The organism is Rhizobium sp. 'Codium 1' (assembly GCF_020889605.1).
Taxonomy (GTDB): domain Bacteria; phylum Pseudomonadota; class Alphaproteobacteria; order Rhizobiales; family Rhizobiaceae; genus Allorhizobium; species Allorhizobium algae.
In genome coordinates this window covers 858,185-874,142 of sequence record NZ_JAJGPW010000001.1, presented here as the reverse complement: position 1 = coordinate 874,142, position 15,958 = coordinate 858,185, and the positions used below count along the sequence as shown (strand labels likewise).

The window sequence follows — 15,958 nt, the reverse complement described above, 5'->3', positions numbered from 1 at the left end:
ACGGACGGCCGACGGAACCGGATAGGGTCACCGTCGGTTGGAGACGGACGCATGTCAGAGGGAGAAGACCATGCCGCAAGACACAGACCACGCAATACCGAATGAAAGGCCGGGAGGCGAAAGCGATCGGCGTTTGGCGCAGCCTGTGGAAAGCGCCGCTCGCCGGTCGGATGCAGCTGCGGCAGCACACGGCATGTCCAGGGGTGACGAACTGCTCAATGTCTACCGTCTGGAACCCATCGCCGAGCCGGATGATCCGCGTTGGGATAACGCCCGCAGCCATGGTGTGGTCACTGTGGCCGCCCGCTCTACGGGCGATGCCCGCCTCGTCGCTGCATCGCAAGAACTGGACTATATGGAGATTGACGCCAAACCTGCCGAGGACGTGACGACCGGCATGGCGAGTGCCTTCCGCTCAGAGAAACTCTATACGGTGGTGGAAATTGCGCGTGACCGGCAGGGTCTCACCCGCGGCCTCATCGAGGGCGAGATCGGTACCGATACGATCAGGCCCGTTCAGGTCTGACTGGCGCCGTGCTGTTGTGAACCGGCCTGTGGAAGCGGGATGTGCCCGCTTCCACGCTCCCGGGGCCTGAAATTGGCCGGGCCCTCATACCTTCGCGTCTTCGCCCGCCTCTTGCCGCGAGACGAATTCGGTCGTCACCTCACGGAGATTCTCCCGCAGCCACTCGGCCATGGTCTCCTCTTCCACGAGGTTCTGCTGCAGACCGCTCGTCGCGCCGTGAAACCCACCCATTTCCGCCATGACCAGCAACGAATTATAGGCGGCGATCTCGTAATTCTCGAAAGCCTGGTTGGCGAAGGAATTCTTCAGGATCTCGTCGTTCGCCATGGCGTGGCCAAGGGCCGCCATGCTGGCGCCGGCCGAGAGCATCCAGTCCTTCATGGTCGAGTGCTCCTCGTCGAGGCTGGCGAGAATGTCTTCCAGCCGTTTCAATTGCGCTTCCGTTTCCCGCAGGTGCTGCTCGAGTCGCCGTGCCACTTGAGGATAGTTCTCGATCCGAGAGAGCTGTGGTTTGATGATCGAGATTGCCTGGTTTTCCATTGCATGTGCATTGCGCAGGCCGGTGACGAAGAGCGAAGGTCTTTCCTCTGCTATTGTCTATGTCTCCTTGATCTGACGGCCTCCGAACCGCATGCCGCCGAAAGGGTTCCCCATCGTGAGGATGCCGGGCCGATCAAGGAAAAAAGGCACGCCGCAGCACGGCGCGCCCCGAAGGGGACTTGTCCCCGATCAAGTGTCTTGCCGATGCAGGCTCAGCTCTCGAACTCTTCGGCGGATGGGTTGACCTCTCGCCCGCCGACGATGATCGCCCGCTTGCCGACATGGTTGGCCGGGCCGACAATGCCCTCCTGCTCCATGCGTTCGACCAGCGAGGCGGCCTTGTTGTAGCCGATCGAAAGCCGCCGCTGGATATAGGAGGTCGAGCACTTCTTGTCGCGCAGCACCACCTTGACCGCCTTGTCATAGAGATCGTTTCCGTCCTCTTCGCCCATGGCGCTCTTGTCGAAGACGGCGACATCTTCTTCCGGCTCGTCCTCGACCTCGTCGGCATCCTCGGTCACAGTGCCCAGATAGTCCGGACGCCCCTGCATCTTCAGATGCGCGACGACCTTCTCGACTTCCTCGTCGGAAACGAAGGGACCGTGGACGCGGGCAATGCGTCCGCCGCCGACCATGTGCAGCATGTCGCCCTGACCGAGCAGATGCTCGGCACCCGGCTCGCCCAGAATGGTGCGGCTGTCGATCTTCGACGTCACCTGGAAGGAAACGCGGGTCGGGAAGTTCGCCTTGATCGTGCCGGTGATGACATCGACCGAGGGGCGCTGCGTCGCCATGATCAGGTGGATGCCGGCCGCACGCGCCATCTGCGCCAGCCGCTGGATCGCGCCTTCGATCTCCTTGCCAGCGACCATCATCAGATCGGCCATTTCGTCGACCACGACCACGATGTAGGGCATCGGCGAGAGGTCGAGTTCCTGCTCCTCGTAGACGATTTCGCCGCTGTGGCGATCAAATCCGGTCTGGACATTGACGGTGATCGTCTCGCCCTTTTCGCGCGCCTGGGCGGCCCGGGCATTGTAGCCGTCGATATTGCGCACACCGAGGCGGCTCATCTTGCGATAGCGATCCTCCATCTCGCGCACCGCCCATTTCAGTGCCATCACGGCCTTCTTCGGGTCGGTCACGACGGGGGTGAGCAGATGGGGGATGCCGTCATAGACGGAAAGCTCCAGCATCTTCGGATCGACCATGATCAACCGGCACTCGTCGGGACGGAACCTGTAGAGCAGCGACAGGATCATCGTGTTGATCGCGACCGACTTGCCCGACCCGGTGGTGCCGGCCACGAGCAGATGCGGCATCTTCGCGAGTTCGGCGATGACGGGTTCGCCGCCAATGGTCTTGCCAAGGCAGACCGGCAGCTTGTAGCGCGTCTCGGCATAATCGGGCGTTTCGATCAGCTCGCGCAGATAGACCGTCTCGCGCACCGGGTTCGGCAGTTCGATGCCGATCACGTTGCGCCCGGGGACAACAGCAACACGCGCCGAAAGGGCCGACATCGAACGGGCGATATCGTCCGAAAGGCCGATGACGCGCGAGGATTTGACCCCCGGTGCCGGCTCGAATTCGTAGAGTGTGACGACCGGACCGGGCCTGACGTCGATCACTTCACCCTTGATGCCGAAATCTTCCAGCACGTTTTCCAGCAACCCGGCGCTCTGCTCCAGCGCCTCGGCCGACATCGTCACGCCCGTCTGGACCGGCGGCGTCTGCAGGAAGTCGAGGTAAGGCAGTTGGTATTCGCCTTCACCAAGTGCTTCCTGCGCCCGGAACAGCGGCTGGCGCGGCAGTGCGGCCGAGACCGGAACGATGGAGGCGTGGTTCGCCTGAACTGCCAGCGGCACGGCAGCTTCGAGCGGGGGGACTGTTTCAGCCGTCATCGAGGCCGGCGGCAATGGAAAGGTCGATGCCGTTACGTCGCGGCGGGCGACTTCTCGGTAGAGCGCCACGACCGATCCGGCGGTCGCCTCGAAAGACGGCTTGCGCGGCAAACCGGTTGCAGGCTGCACCGATGTCGTGAGCGCGTCAGGCCGATAACGAACCACTTCGGCGCGACCGGTTGCCATGGCCGGCGGTGTCGGTGCGGGAATGGTCCTGACGGGCTGGTGAACGGCCGGGGCGATGCTCTGACGGGCGGCGGGCAGACGTGTCTTCGTGGGCGACGGCGATACGACAGGACGCGCCATTTCGATATCCGCGGGCGTCTCCACCGGCTCGATCATCGCCTCGAAGAAGATGTGATCCGACAGCAGCGATGCGATCGGAAGTCTCGCTGCCGTCACCGGCGCCTCGACGACGTCGGGGGCGACCGGAGCTTCGGCTGCGGGCAGCTTTGTATCCGGCGCGGTCATCTGGGCCCAGGCCGAAAAGCCAGAGGCAGCAGGCGAAGTGCTTGCGGCGTTGTGCGTCGCGGGTGACGAGACGGGTTCCGGATTGATCGGTTGCGGTGTGCGCAGGAATGCGTTGCGCACCATGGGCGCGCGCGCGGTCTGGCTTGCTTGCAGGGCGGCCACCCGCGCGGCCTCTGCCTGCTGCGCCAGCGAGCGCTGCAGATATGGCGGCACGGAAACGTCGCTCGTCGGCCGCTGAGCCGCGCCGATGGTCGCGGCCTGGGTGCTGGCGAGCACGCTGCGCATCCCCTGGACCAGCGGTGCCGGCTGCAGCGGATGCGGCGCAGGCCCGATCTCGCTGCCGGCACCATCCGCAACCGAGGCTTCCCATGCAGCCTGTTCGGCCTGTTGACGCGCCAGTTCCCGGCGAAGCTTGTAGGTGAGCGCCCGCGCGCCGATTGCATCCGGCGGCTGCGGCAACGTCACGGAAGCCGGTATGCGCGGCGCTTCCGGCTGGGGCGCAGGCGTCGTTGCGCCGGTCCGCGGCAGCCCGGCAAAAGGCACGCCGGTTGACGGCGATGTCGTCCGCGCAGAGGACGGGGGTGTGGGTGAGGGAACGTGGTGCCTGGCCTGCGGCTGAGTTGCTGCCGGTTGCGTGACCGGCTGCGAGGCGATCGTACGCGTCGGAGTGGTGGTCCGTGCCGTTGGCTGCGGCAATGCGTTCGCCTCAGCTTCCGGCTTGGCCGGTACGCGATCGGGCGTGCGGGTAAAGCGCACATTCGGCCCGAGCACGAACGCCTTCTGCCAGACAGGCGTTTCCTCGCGGCCCTCGATCTGGTTTGCCGCCGACTGGTCGGCCCCCTGGCTGTCGCTCTCCCCTGACTGATTGACCTGATACGCAGAACTGGAACGGGGAGGGTGCATCGGAAACCTGAACTCTGACGGGATACGGGAACGCGAAAACTGAGCTATCTGAGTAGAAAATAAAGGTTAACGACCGCTTTCCGTCTGGCAGGAATTCCTAATGCACGGGAAGCCAGATCGCCCCCGTTCTGTCGCCGATGATGCTGTTGCCAAAGCCGAATTTTGCTCCGTGCCGGACGAAGCGAGGCGACAAGTTTTTTTCTCGCGCCAGGCCCGCGCTCGGGCTATGGACGGAGACGAACAGAAAGCCGGTCATGTCCAAGAAAGAGAAGCCCAGCCCGTTGCAGAAGCTGCTGAAAGCCTGGACGGCCGCCACGTCGGAGGAGCGTCAGGCCTTTCTCGATTTCGTCTCGGCCGAATCGCGGGCGAGGGGACGAGGCGCCATAACGGCGGAACCGGCCGAGCCAGTGCCGGATGACGCCGCAGCCCTGATCGCGAACGGCCGCTACCTGCTTCCGTCGACCATCGAGCGCATCGAGACCGTCATGCGCGCCCGCCAGCTCACCCCCTCAGGCGTGATGGCCGAACTCGGCTTCTCCAGTCGGGACGCATCGCTCACCCGGGCACTGGCCATGAAGGCGGCACTCAGGCTCTCGGTCATCGCCGCACTCGCCGAATGGCTGACCCTCCACGAACCGGGCGCCTGAGAGAGCGCCATGCCCTACACGCTCCTCGCTCCCGCCGATTTCGTCCAGGACATCAAGAAGAGCCGTTTCATCGGCCAGGCAGCGCCGATTGCCAGCGAAGAGGAGGCCAGGGCCTTTCTTGCGAGCGTTTCCGATCCCGCCGCCAATCACAATTGCTGGGCCTGGCGCATTGGTCAGGCCTATCGCTTCTCCGATGACGGCGAACCCTCGGGCACGGCGGGCAAGCCGATCCTGCAGGCGATAGACGGCCAGGATCTCGACGGTGTCGTGGTGGTCGTGACCCGCTTCTTCGGCGGCATTCTGCTCGGCAGCGGTGGCCTCATGCGTGCCTATGGCGGCACCGCAGCGCAGATGCTGCGTCAGGCCGAAAAGCGCGAGATCATCCCGATGGTGACGGGAGGCTGTGCTGTGGGCTTTTCCGATCTCGCCTTGGTCAAGGCGCGGCTGACCGCGATCCCGCATCTCGTGCTCGCCGAAACCTTCACGGCGCAGGGTGTGGATCTCACGGTGACGCTGAGCCAGGGCGATGAGGACCAGGCGACCCGGCTGGTCCGGGATCTGACCAGCGGCCGTTCCACCCTCGACTTTCCCGATTGAGCGGGGCTCAGCCCTTCTTTTTCGGCATGTCCTGACTGGAAAGCTGCTTCCAGGAGTTCTGCTGGGCGAGCATGCCGCGCAGATATTGCAGATTGGCGGCTGCCTGTTGCGGGTCGAGTTCCTGCGAGGCCAGCTGTTCGGCCTCCTGGAACCGGCCCTGCAGACCGACCACCAGTGCAAGGTTCTGCCGCACACGGCTGTCGGCGCCTGGTTGCTGCGAGGCCTGGCGCAGATAGGTTTCTGCCGTCTTCAGGTCGCCGGAAAGCACATGGGACATGCCCAGGTTCGACAGCACGCTCGGATCGTTCGGCTGGATCTGCAGCGCCATGCGGTAGCGCGAGCGCGCTTCGCTGGAGCGTCCGAGTTGATCGAGCACCGCGCCTTCGGCAGAATAGAGCCGCCAGTCGGGCCGGTCGGGTGTCTGCGCCCGCTGGATTGTACCGAGCGCTTTTTCCAGCTGCCCGGCTGCAGCCTGCGCCTTGCCGAGCGCCGAGAGCACTTCGCGGTCGCTCGGATGGGAGATCGCCACCTGCTGCATGACGGCGAGTGCCTGCGCGTTGCGTCCCGTCATCATCAGGCCATTGGCATAGGAGAGTCCGATATTGCGATCCTTGGGATTGCGCTCATAGGCCTGGCCGATGCCGTCCACGGCACGGGTGAGCTCCGATCCGCTCAGCGCGTCGAGCGAGCGGGTCGTCTTAGGAATGGAGCCCGTCGTCAGTTCCTTTTTTCCCGATGCGCATCCTGTAAGCGCCAGCGCGGCCACCATCAGGCCGGCCGTGGCCATGATCTGCAAACGGTTTGCCGAGCCTGGGTTTTGCATGCGCATGGTGATTGTCCCGAGTTCCGTTTCGTCCCACCGCCTCGCCAGGGACGGGCGGCGCAATCTCCACTCAAGCAATAATCTGTTAACCCTAACGGAGTGTTAATCGGTCACCTCCTGCGAATCTCCAGAAAGCGTCTCCATGGCCCCCTTCCAATATATCGAACGACCTTCCCCCTTCAGCACGAAGGGCGGAAAGACGCTTCCGGTCTTCGCCGTCACGCCGGCTCATGTCGAAACCGGCACTCTGGAACCGCTCGCCCTCGACTGGGCCAAGAAGGCGGGCTTCAAGGCCGAGCCCGGCGCGGTCCTGCTGGTCCCGACAGCCGAGGGGCATGTGGGCGGCGCGCTGTTCGGCCTCGGCTCCAACCCGTCCGAAAACCCCTATCTGACCGGCAAGCTCGCCCGCGCGCTGCCGGCCGGCGAATGGCATATCGAGACCGCACCGCTGACCGCCAACCGTCTTCTTCTCGGCTATGGCCTGGGCGCCTACAGCTTCGACCGCTATCGCTCGGCAAGCATCACGGAGCCGCGTCTGCTCATCCCTCAGGATGCCGACGCCGCCGACATCAAGCGCCAGATATCGGGCGTCTATCTTGCCCGCGACCTGATCAACACGCCGGCCAATGACATGAGCCCGGCCGACATCGAAGCCGTCGTTCGCCGTCTTGCCGAACACTACAAGGCCGAAGTCTCGGTGATCGCAGGTGACGATCTTCTCGCGAAGAATTTTCCCCTCATCCACGCCGTCGGCCGCGCCTCCACCGTCGCGCCACGTCTCATTGACATGCGCTGGGGCAAGAAGGGGCACCGCAAGGTAACCCTCGTCGGCAAGGGCGTCAGCTTCGATACCGGCGGCCTCGACATCAAGCCGGCTTCTTCCATGCTTCTGATGAAGAAGGACATGGGAGGCGCTGCCAATGTGCTCGGCCTTGCACTGATGATCATGGACGCCAAGCTGAAGATTGATCTGCGCGTCGTCATCCCGGCTGTTGAGAACGCGGTCGCGGGCAATGCCTTCCGACCGGGCGACGTCTACAAGAGCCGCAAGGGTCTGACTGTCCAGATCGACAATACCGACGCGGAAGGCCGTCTAATCCTGGCGGACGCCCTGGCCTATACAGATGCGGAAGAGCCGGACCTGCTGATCGACATGGCGACACTCACCGGCGCCGCCCGTGTTGCGCTTGGCCCCGACCTGCCGCCCTACTTCACCGACGACGAAGACCTCGCCGATCGGATTGCCGATGCCAGCATCGAGGTTGACGATCCCGTGTGGCGTTTGCCCCTGCACAAGGGCTACGAGCGAATGTTGAAGGCTCAGATTGCCGATCTGACCAACGCCCCCTCCGGGGGCATGGCGGGTGCCATCACGGCGGCCCTTTTCCTCAAGCGCTTCGTCTCCCCCGGTCGCCGCTGGGCCCATTTCGACATTTTCGGCTGGTCGCAGAGCGAACGAGCTCATTCTCCCGTTGGTGGCGAGGCTCAGGCGATTCGCGCCCTCTACCGAATGCTGCAGGCAGACTGAGCTCGACGCCGGGTGGTGCATGGCCGCTCCCTCTTGCCAGATCGTTTCTTTGCCGGAATGATGGGAAGCGGGGGCGGAGTGCCCGCATCTGACGAAGGGGAGGGGCCATGGGCCTCGAAATGACGGCAACCCAGGCGCTCGGCCTGTGGCACAAAGTGACGCTGGATCAGGTCCAGAGGCAAGGCCATGATCTCACCATGCGCCAGCTCGCCGTGCTTCTGGAAATATATCTCGTGCCTCCGCCCCACACGGTGCGCGGGCTTGCCGCGACGCTGAATGTCACCAAGCCGGTTATCACCCGCGCGTTGGACACACTTGGCGAAATGGGCCTGGTCGATCGCATCAGGGACGAGCTCGACCGCCGCAGCGTCATCGTCAAACGCACCGTATCAGGTGCGCTTTTCCTCGAAAAATTCGGCGATTGCGTTATCGCCAAGGGCCGCTCGCTCGGCTGACGGAGATTGCCATGCTCGACCGGCGCCTCGCCGCCTTCCGCCCTGATCTCGCCGATATTGCCCTGAAGGGACAGGTGGACGCCGACCGTTTCGTTGCGCCCGAACCCTCCATGGTGACCTTGCCGGTCGCCGCTCTCCGCCCAAAGCCGGATGTCTCTGCAGGCATCGACACCGAGCTCTTGATGGGCGAGCAAGTCCGTGTTTTCGACCGGCAGGAGGGCTGGGCCTGGGTCCAGGCCACCGATGACAGCTATGTCGGCTACCTGCCGGAAGAGGCGCTCGGCCCGACGGTTCCGGCGACCCACGTTGTTACGGTTCCTCGCACATTCGTCTATCGCGGCGCCGACCTGCGGTTTCCCACCCGCACAGCACTCTCGATGGGTAGCCGGCTCACGATAGTCAGAGAAGCCGAGACCCGTGGCACGCGCTATCTCCTCCTTTCCGACGGCGGCGCGCTCGTTTCACGCCATCTTCGCCCTGTCTCCGATCCGCCGGCTCCCGACTATGTCGCGGTTGCGGCTCTCTTCCTCGAGACCCCCTATCTCTGGGGCGGCAAATCCGGCTTCGGCATCGATTGCTCGGGGCTCGTCCAGCTGGCCATGCGCCTCGCCGGTCTTGAGGCGCCCCGTGACAGCGATATGCAGGCTGCGGGTCTCGGAGTGCCGATCGAGCGCTGCGACCTGCGACGGGGCGATCTCGTCTTCTGGAAGGGGCATGTGGCGATCATGGAAGACGAGACGACCATGATCCACGCCAATGGTCACACCATGACCGTGGCACGAGAGACGCTCGAAGCCGCCATCGAACGCATCGGCTGGCTTTACGGAACGCCGACGGGCTATCGCCGTCCCGTCGCCGAAACGTGAAGTGCAGGCCCTTGGTGGTGGGGCGGAGACCACTTATATCGGCACTGTCATACCCTGTGGGATAAGTGCCATGCTGCCGGTTCGCCGAGACAATCCAATGCAAATATCGATCGGCCGCCAGGGCGCCATGGCGCTGCTGATGGTCGTTCTGTCGGCCCTCGCAGCCCCCGTCGTCGCCGCCGAAGGCATCGCCTGGGGCGATGCTGCACAGGACAGTTTCCAGGATCTGCCGGGTGTGAAGCCGCAGGACCCCGCCAACCAGTTTGGCGAAGGCTACGCCTGCGAAACGCGCACGATTGCCCCGCGTCCCGGTTTCGGGCGCCGCGAACTGCGCGACATGCTTCCCTACACGGTCTATCGGTGTGAAAAGAACGGCATTGTCTACCAGGGCACCGAGCCGCCGCGCAGTGGTCGTGATTGGTATCCGGGCGTCAACCCGCGGATCATCGACTGAGAGCGTCGGTCTGATCGCCTCAGCCCTGGTCGTCCTGGCCAAGCAGGCCGTCGAACACTTCGAGCAGTGCCGCGCTGATTGCGCCACCGAGGTTTTGGCCTGCCTCACGCAGGCCCTGTTCGTCCATGTCACGCGCCGCAAGCGCCAGCGACGTGCCTTCCTGTGCGACGATTTCCTTGGCTCGTTCGATCGCCCAGAGGGCGAACTCGCTACGGCTTTCGATGGCGACGGTCTCGTCCATGGTCTGTCCTTTTCGGCTATGCGCGGGCGTTCGGGAAAGGGCTGCTGAAATCGGTCGAAGATGGCTTTGCAGCGGCGTCGAGCGGCTGTCAGAAGACAAGAAAAAAGCCCGGCAAGCCGGGCTTTTTTCTTTTGTTTGAGGACCGCATAAACTGCTGATCTCAAATCGGAATTTGGTGCCCAGAAGAGGACTCGAACCTCCACACCCTTTCGAGTACCAGCACCTGAAGCTGGCGCGTCTACCAATTCCGCCATCTGGGCGACGAGGAGCCGTGTAAAGCGACTACCCCGGCCTGTCAACCGGCATTTTGAAGTTTTCGTGTCGCCTTTATGAAAGGGCCCGGAAAGCTGGGAAAACCATCTGCACACCTGTCCGGCCTCCGTGGCGCTGGCCGCCACCTGCCGGCCGGTAACGCCGTCGTGAAAAAGCCGTGATCGAACGGCTCTGTTTCCGAGTCGGCGAAGCACGAGAGCGGCAAGCCGGGGACGAGACAGGATAAAGAGATGACGACGAGAACAGCCCTCATGGCTCTGGCACTGGCCGGCACCCAGCTTTTGGCACCTTTGGCCGAGGCCGCCATGCCGACGCCCCTTCAATCCACGGCTGAGCAGCGCTCGGACGTCGAGACGGTCGATCTGGTCTGTGACTTTTCCGGTTGCTACGAAACCTGGGATCGCCCGCCGCCGCGTCGCCCACGGCCCCTGCCGCCTGAATACTATCCGCCCTCTGTCTATGATGAGCCTCCGGTCTATCGGCCCCGCCCGCGTCCGCCCATCTATGTCGAGCCCGGTTACCGGCCGCCTCCACGGCCGCCGGTCTATGACAATCCGGGATATCGACCGCCCGGCCGCGCCTGGCAGCGCCATGTCGACTGGTGCCTGAACCGCTACCGGTCCTACAATCCCCGCACCAACCAGTTCCTCTCGTCGAGCGGCTACTACAAGATCTGCCGGTCGCCCTTCAACTGAGCCACCGGAAGCCGGCAGGGCGACCCATCGGCCGCCTTGCTCAGCTGTCCATTCCTTCATTGCGGCTCGCCCTATCCACATGGCCGAGATCGCGCTCGGGATCGATCGCGTCGCGCACCTTCTGCTTCAAGTCCTTCGGGCCCGGAAAGCCGCCGTCGCGCTTGCGCTCCCAGATCAGTTCACCGTTCAGCCGGATCTCGAAGATCCCGCCGGTCCCCGGGATGAGTGCCACTTCGCCGAGGTCGTCGGCAAAGGTATGCAGCAGCTCCTGCGCCATCCATCCGGAGCGCAAAAGCCAGTTGCATTGCGTGCAATAGGTGATTGATATCCGGGGCTTGTCCATCTTTGCCATCCTTGCATCACGCAGAAGTTAACTTTCGTATTCAACTTTTTGTCCAGCTGCAATTGCCATGCCCCCGGTGTTCCCTCATGAGGCCCGTATCATTGTCTTCCGAGGTATTCTGCATGTCGACTGAACCGAACCGTCTTTTCGTCCCCGCTCTGGCTCCCGTCTATCGCTCCGGCCATGATCTCGTCGAAACCTTGCTGCGTCTCGTTGCGGGCGGTTTTCTCGTCATCCATGGTGCCGGCAAGATCGCCGATCCCTTCGGCGCCGTCCAGATGGTCGAAGGCCTCGGCTTCTATCCCGGCATGTTCTGGTCACCCTTGCTCGCCGCAACGGAATTCTTCGGTGGCATCCTGCTGGCGATCGGGCTGCTCACCCGCCCGGCGGCACTCGCTGCCACGATCGTCCTCCTGGTCACGGTCTATTTCCACTGGATCCAGATGGGGCAGGGCTTCTCCGGCGCCGAAAAGTCTCTGCTCTGGGTCGCGATCACCCTGTTCTTCGTGATCCGCGGCGGCAACAGCCAGTCCGTCGATGCCCGCCTGAAGAAAAACGTCTGATTTCGGAGGACGGAGGGCACTCGGGTGCCCACCGTCTTGCGACGAGCGCGTGTCCATGCTTTCTCTGAGGCACCCGCCCGCGAGACCCGATTCCCCATGCGCGTTGCCATCGTCGAGAATACCCGCGTCACCGAAGCCGGCCAGGTGGGCATTGCGCTTGCCGAGGCCGGTGCGCAGATCGTTACGGTGCATGCCTATGCCGGGGAACCCTTGCCGGACGTCGATGCGCATGACGCCCTCGTTGTCTTCGGCGGCGAACAGAATGCCCGCGACGACGACAAGCATCCCTATCTCTCCGAGCTCGCAAGGCTGATGCGTCGCTTTGGTGACAGCGACAAGGCGATCTTGGGCATCTGCCTCGGCAGCCAGCTTCTCGCCCGCGCCTATGGCGGCGAAAACCTGATCGGTTCCGCGCCCGAATTCGGCTGGCGCGGCATCGCCCGCACGGAAGCCGGCAAGGCCGACCCGGTTCTGTCCGTCCTGCCCGACCGCTTCCTCTCCTTCCAGTGGCACGACGATACCTTCACCCTGCCGCAAGGGGCGGCCCATCTGGCAGAGAACGAAGCCGCCCGGCACCAGGCCTTCCGCATTGGCCGCGCTTCTTACGGTTTCCAGTTCCACTTCGAGGCAAATCGCGAGGTGGTGCGCAACTGGATGACGCATTTCCCCGACATCATCGAGCGGAAGGAGCCCGGCTGGCTCAACCGGCATCCCGAGCTGGAGCCGGCGGATGGTCTCCTGTCCGATGAGGCGGGCCTCGCGATTGCCCGCGCCTGGGTCGAGCAGATCATGCCAGGTTGAAAGGCTCGCTGCGGCCTCCGGGCTCGACTGGTGGCAGGCGGCATCGCGGCTGCGTCACCAGCCGGGTTTGCCCCACAGTCATCCCTTGCCCCCCTTGCGAGGCGTCCGCCCCCGTGCTTAATCGATATTCAATCGATTGAGATTGCTTCAGAAACCTGTGGGAGGGGGACATGAAAGCCATGGGGAAGCGCATTCTGGCGCTCTGCTTCATCATTCTGGCGCTGGTGGTTCAGCCGGTCCAGGCAGGCTCTGTCGGAGCCGACACGGTCATTCGCGACTGGTATCGCCTGATCCTCGAACTCGTCCGTCATACGCCCACCTATTCGCCACCGGTCGCCAGCCGCGCCTTCGCCTATCTCGGCGTCACCGCCTATGAAGCGCTTGCCTCCGGCGACACGACGCTCACTTCCCTCTCCGGCCAGCTGAACGGGTTGACGGCGGTGCCGCCCCGCGAAAATGGCGCCTATGACGAAGCCGTCGTGCTGCAGGCGGCGCTTTCGTCCGCGGCCCGGGAACTCTTCGGCAATACCGGCCCGACCGGCCAGCGCGCCCTGAAGCGCATGACGGAAAAGCTGTCGGCCGAGGTGTCCGCCGGTCTCGCTCCTGAACTCGTCGCCCGCAGCCAAGCCTATGGACAAGGCGTCACGGCCCATATCCTCGCCTGGTCAAAGGGGGATGGCGGTGCCGATGTCGAGAACATGGGCTTTCCCCTGGAATTCGCCCTCGGCAACCGCAAGGACAGCTGGATCCCGACCAGCCTGATCAACCAGCAGCAGAAGCCGCTTCTGCCGAAATGGGGTGAGAACCGGCCCTTCGCCATGGAAGCGGGCAATGGCTGCCCCTTGCCGCCGCCACCAACCTATAGTGAGGACAAGGAGTCGGATTTCCATAAGGAGGCGGTTGAGGTCTATGCTGCGGTGAACGAGGTCACCGATGAGCAGCGGGCCATTGCGCGCTTCTGGTCGGATGATCCGATGCTCTCGCCAACCCCGCCGGGCCACTGGATCGTGATCGGCCTCAAGATCCTCGACGAGCGCAAGGCCAGTGCTGCAGAGCATGCCGATCTGGTCGCCCGCCTTGGCGTCACGCTGGCCGATGCCTTCATCGGCTGCTGGCATTCGAAATTCGAATACGACCTGCTTCGCCCCGTTACCTACATCAAGCGCGTCATCGACCCGAAATGGGAACCCATCCTGATCACGCCGCCCTTCCCGGAATATCCGAGCGGCCATTCCACCCAGTCGGGCGCCGCCGCCACCGTGCTCACCGCCTTCTTCGGCGAGAACTATGCCTTCACCGACAACACGCATGAAAAGGACAAGCTTCCCAGCCGGTCCTTCGGCAGCTTCTGGGAAGCCGCCGAAGAAGCGGGCGTCTCGCGTCTTTATGGCGGCATCCATTTTCGCGCGGCAATCGACCGTGGCCTGGATCAGGGCCGCTGCATCGGCGCAAAGACGGTCGCCCTGAGGACCCGTGGATGACTGGCGTCATGAAGATCCGGAGTGTCGGCAGGATTACGACGCTGACCATCCTTCTCGCCGCATCGCAGGTCGCGACAGCGCGTGCCAATGGCGGCCCGCTTCCTCCCCGCTTCACCGACGAGACTGCGTCCAGCGGTATCGCCAGCACCTATCGAGGTGACTGGGAATATATGGTCGGCGGTGGCGCCGGCAGTTTCGACTGCAATGCCGACGGTTTTCCCGATCTGGTGCTATCAGGCGGCGAGGACAAGGCGAGGTTCTATCTCAACCGCAGTACCCCCGGCGGCACCCTGAAATTCGAGGAAAAGGTGTCCGGCCTGGAGCTCGACAAGGTGATCGGCGCCTATCCGCTCGATATCGATGGCGACGGGCTGCAAGACGTCGTGCTCCTGCGCTCCGGCGAAAATGTCGTCATGCGGGGTCTCGGCGAATGCCGCTTCGAGCGCGCCAATGAAGCCTGGGGCTTCGACGGTGGCGACGCGTGGTCCACGGCCTTCTCCGCCACCTGGGAGCGGGGCAACAGCTGGCCGACACTCGCCATTGGCAACTATATCGACCGCTTCGAGGATTTCGAGCCCTGGGGCTCCTGCACCGACAACTGGGTGCACCGCCCCATATCTGCCACCGAGCGCCGCTTTGCCCCGCCGCTGCCGCTCACGCCCTCCTATTGCCCGCTGTCGATCCTCTTTACCGACTGGAATCGCTCCGGCACGCCGTCGCTGCGTGTCTCCAACGATCGGGAGTATTACAAGGGCGGCCAGGAGCAGATGTGGCATGTCGAGCCCGGCAAGGCGCCGAGGCTCTACACCCAAGATGAGGGGTGGAAATACCTGCGCATCTGGGGCATGGGCATTGCCAGCCACGACCTCGATTTCGATGGCTACCCGGAATATTTCCTGACCAGCATGGCCGACAACAAGCTTCAGACGCTGGACGCCATCCCGACCGATGGCAAGCCGAAGCCCTCCTATGCCGACATCGCCTTCGCCAGGGGGGCGACTGCCCACCGGCCCTATGTCGGCGCAGAGATCCGCCCGTCGACGGCCTGGCACACCGATTTCGAGGACGTCAACAATGACGGCCGCACCGATCTCTTCGTCGCCAAGGGCAATGTCGCCGAGATGCCGGACTTTGCCGAGAAGGACCCCAACAACCTTCTGGTTCAGGGCGAGGACGGCCGGTTCGCCGAGATGGGCGACAAGGCAGGCGTCGCCTCCATGGCCAAGGGCCGCGGCGGGGCGCTCGTCGATTTAAACCTCGATGGCTTGGTCGATCTGCTCGTCGTCAACCAGGGCTCGCCCGTCGAGATCTGGCGCAACGCGACCGAAGGCACAGGCCATTTCCTCGAGATCGCGCTCCGCCAGGACGACGTCAACCGAGATGCCGTCGGTGCCTGGATCGAGGTCAAGACCGGTGAGATCGTCCAGCGACGTGAGGTCACCATCGGCGGCGGCCACGCCAGCGGCAAGACCGGCTGGCACCATGTCGGGCTGGGGAAACAGGCCGAAACCGAGATTCGCGTGCTCTGGCCGGATGGCGAGGCGGGCCCCTGGCAGACGGTCACGGCGGACGGGTTTTATGTGGTCGCGCGCGGTGTGGCGCCGAAACTATGGAAACCGGGCGAGGGGTTCTGAGGGGGCGCGTCACGCGCCAATGACGGTGGCTAGGCAGACACTCTGCGGGTGCCGGGGAAAAACGGGCGAGGATTCCGATAGCGAGGGACGTGTCTCCCCCCTCGCGGATTTTCCAAGAGAGGGGCTAGGTGAGGCGAGTGCCACGCAGCCATGCCCCTCGCCACGAAAACCGTAAGTTCAAGCGGCTTCCGCTGACCTCAGGCCTTCGGCATTCCG

The 15,958-nt window shown here is 63.9% G+C and carries 17 protein-coding genes and 1 tRNA gene; 12 read left to right on the top strand and 6 right to left on the bottom strand.

Translation table 11 applies throughout. The features are described 5' to 3' along the window. Window positions 1-70: 70 nt before the first annotated feature. Window positions 71-526: a hypothetical protein gene (locus LJE98_RS04240; RefSeq protein ID WP_229573590.1), complete on the top strand. Its 456-nt coding sequence runs from the start codon at window positions 71-73 to the stop codon at window positions 524-526. 84 nt (window positions 527-610) lie between these two features. Here the strand turns inward: LJE98_RS04240 and LJE98_RS04235 are convergent, their stop codons facing one another. Beyond that, window positions 611-1,120: a ferritin-like domain-containing protein gene (locus LJE98_RS04235; protein WP_324255814.1), complete on the bottom strand. Its 510-nt coding sequence runs from the start codon at window positions 1,118-1,120 to the stop codon at window positions 611-613. 158 nt (window positions 1,121-1,278) lie between these two features. Then, complete coding sequence (locus LJE98_RS04230) at window positions 1,279-4,341, bottom strand: DNA translocase FtsK (RefSeq protein WP_229573588.1); 3,063 nt, start codon at window positions 4,339-4,341, stop codon at window positions 1,279-1,281. A gap of 254 nt (window positions 4,342-4,595) precedes the next feature. Here LJE98_RS04230 and LJE98_RS04225 point away from each other — a divergent pair, with 254 nt between their 5' ends. Both LJE98_RS04225 and LJE98_RS04220 read left to right on the top strand, forming a co-directional pair. Then, a complete protein-coding gene (locus LJE98_RS04225) occupies window positions 4,596-4,988 on the top strand; it encodes a hypothetical protein (protein ID WP_229573587.1) in 393 nt (130 codons plus the stop codon). Window positions 4,989-4,997: 9 nt separating this feature from the next. Beyond that, window positions 4,998-5,585, top strand: coding sequence for an IMPACT family protein (locus LJE98_RS04220; protein ID WP_229573586.1), 588 nt, complete (start codon window positions 4,998-5,000; stop codon window positions 5,583-5,585). Between the two features lie 7 nt (window positions 5,586-5,592). Here LJE98_RS04220 and LJE98_RS04215 read toward each other — a convergent pair whose 3' ends face one another. Next, window positions 5,593-6,414 (bottom strand): tetratricopeptide repeat protein, encoded by an 822-nt coding sequence (locus LJE98_RS04215; protein WP_229573585.1) that lies wholly within the window; start codon window positions 6,412-6,414, stop codon window positions 5,593-5,595. A gap of 136 nt (window positions 6,415-6,550) precedes the next feature. Here LJE98_RS04215 and LJE98_RS04210 point away from each other — a divergent pair, with 136 nt between their 5' ends. The 4 genes from LJE98_RS04210 to LJE98_RS04195 all read left to right on the top strand — a co-directional run bounded on the left by LJE98_RS04210 (window position 6,551) and on the right by LJE98_RS04195 (window position 9,711). Then, complete coding sequence (locus tag LJE98_RS04210; RefSeq protein WP_229573584.1) at window positions 6,551-7,936, top strand: leucyl aminopeptidase family protein; 1,386 nt, start codon at window positions 6,551-6,553, stop codon at window positions 7,934-7,936. 107 nt (window positions 7,937-8,043) lie between these two features. Next, on the top strand, window positions 8,044-8,391 hold the full coding sequence (locus tag LJE98_RS04205) for a MarR family transcriptional regulator (RefSeq protein ID WP_229573583.1): 348 nt from the start codon (window positions 8,044-8,046) through the stop codon (window positions 8,389-8,391). Between the two features lie 11 nt (window positions 8,392-8,402). Continuing rightward, a complete protein-coding gene (locus tag LJE98_RS04200; RefSeq protein WP_229573582.1) occupies window positions 8,403-9,257 on the top strand; it encodes an NlpC/P60 family protein in 855 nt (284 codons plus the stop codon). 97 nt (window positions 9,258-9,354) lie between these two features. Beyond that, a complete protein-coding gene (locus LJE98_RS04195) occupies window positions 9,355-9,711 on the top strand; it encodes a hypothetical protein (protein ID WP_229573581.1) in 357 nt (118 codons plus the stop codon). 19 nt (window positions 9,712-9,730) lie between these two features. Here the strand turns inward: LJE98_RS04195 and LJE98_RS04190 are convergent, their stop codons facing one another. Continuing rightward, window positions 9,731-9,952, bottom strand: a complete 222-nt coding sequence (locus LJE98_RS04190; protein ID WP_229573580.1) for a hypothetical protein — start codon at window positions 9,950-9,952, stop codon at window positions 9,731-9,733. 173 nt (window positions 9,953-10,125) lie between these two features. After that, window positions 10,126-10,212, bottom strand: a tRNA-Leu gene (locus LJE98_RS04185). Between the two features lie 243 nt (window positions 10,213-10,455). Between LJE98_RS04185 and LJE98_RS04180 the strand changes: the two genes are divergently transcribed. Next, a complete protein-coding gene (locus LJE98_RS04180; RefSeq protein ID WP_229573579.1) occupies window positions 10,456-10,920 on the top strand; it encodes a BA14K family protein in 465 nt (154 codons plus the stop codon). A 40-nt stretch (window positions 10,921-10,960) separates the two neighbouring features. Here LJE98_RS04180 and LJE98_RS04175 read toward each other — a convergent pair whose 3' ends face one another. After that, window positions 10,961-11,263 carry a SelT/SelW/SelH family protein gene (locus tag LJE98_RS04175; protein WP_245134197.1) on the bottom strand — a complete coding sequence of 101 codons (303 nt, stop codon included), beginning with the start codon at window positions 11,261-11,263 and terminating at the stop codon, window positions 10,961-10,963. A gap of 122 nt (window positions 11,264-11,385) precedes the next feature. Here LJE98_RS04175 and LJE98_RS04170 point away from each other — a divergent pair, with 122 nt between their 5' ends. From LJE98_RS04170 to LJE98_RS04155, 4 genes are all read left to right on the top strand, one after another. Then, entirely contained in the window at window positions 11,386-11,826 is a 441-nt protein-coding gene (locus tag LJE98_RS04170; RefSeq protein WP_229573577.1) for a DoxX family protein, read from the top strand. A gap of 96 nt (window positions 11,827-11,922) precedes the next feature. Beyond that, complete coding sequence (locus LJE98_RS04165) at window positions 11,923-12,627, top strand: type 1 glutamine amidotransferase (RefSeq protein ID WP_229573576.1); 705 nt, start codon at window positions 11,923-11,925, stop codon at window positions 12,625-12,627. Between the two features lie 170 nt (window positions 12,628-12,797). After that, a complete protein-coding gene (locus LJE98_RS04160; RefSeq protein WP_229573575.1) occupies window positions 12,798-14,108 on the top strand; it encodes a vanadium-dependent haloperoxidase in 1,311 nt (436 codons plus the stop codon). Next, window positions 14,105-15,742 (top strand): CRTAC1 family protein, encoded by a 1,638-nt coding sequence (locus LJE98_RS04155; RefSeq protein ID WP_229573574.1) that lies wholly within the window; start codon window positions 14,105-14,107, stop codon window positions 15,740-15,742. The genes LJE98_RS04160 and LJE98_RS04155 overlap by 4 nt, the downstream gene beginning before the upstream one ends. The last annotated feature ends 216 nt before the right edge of the window (window positions 15,743-15,958 follow it).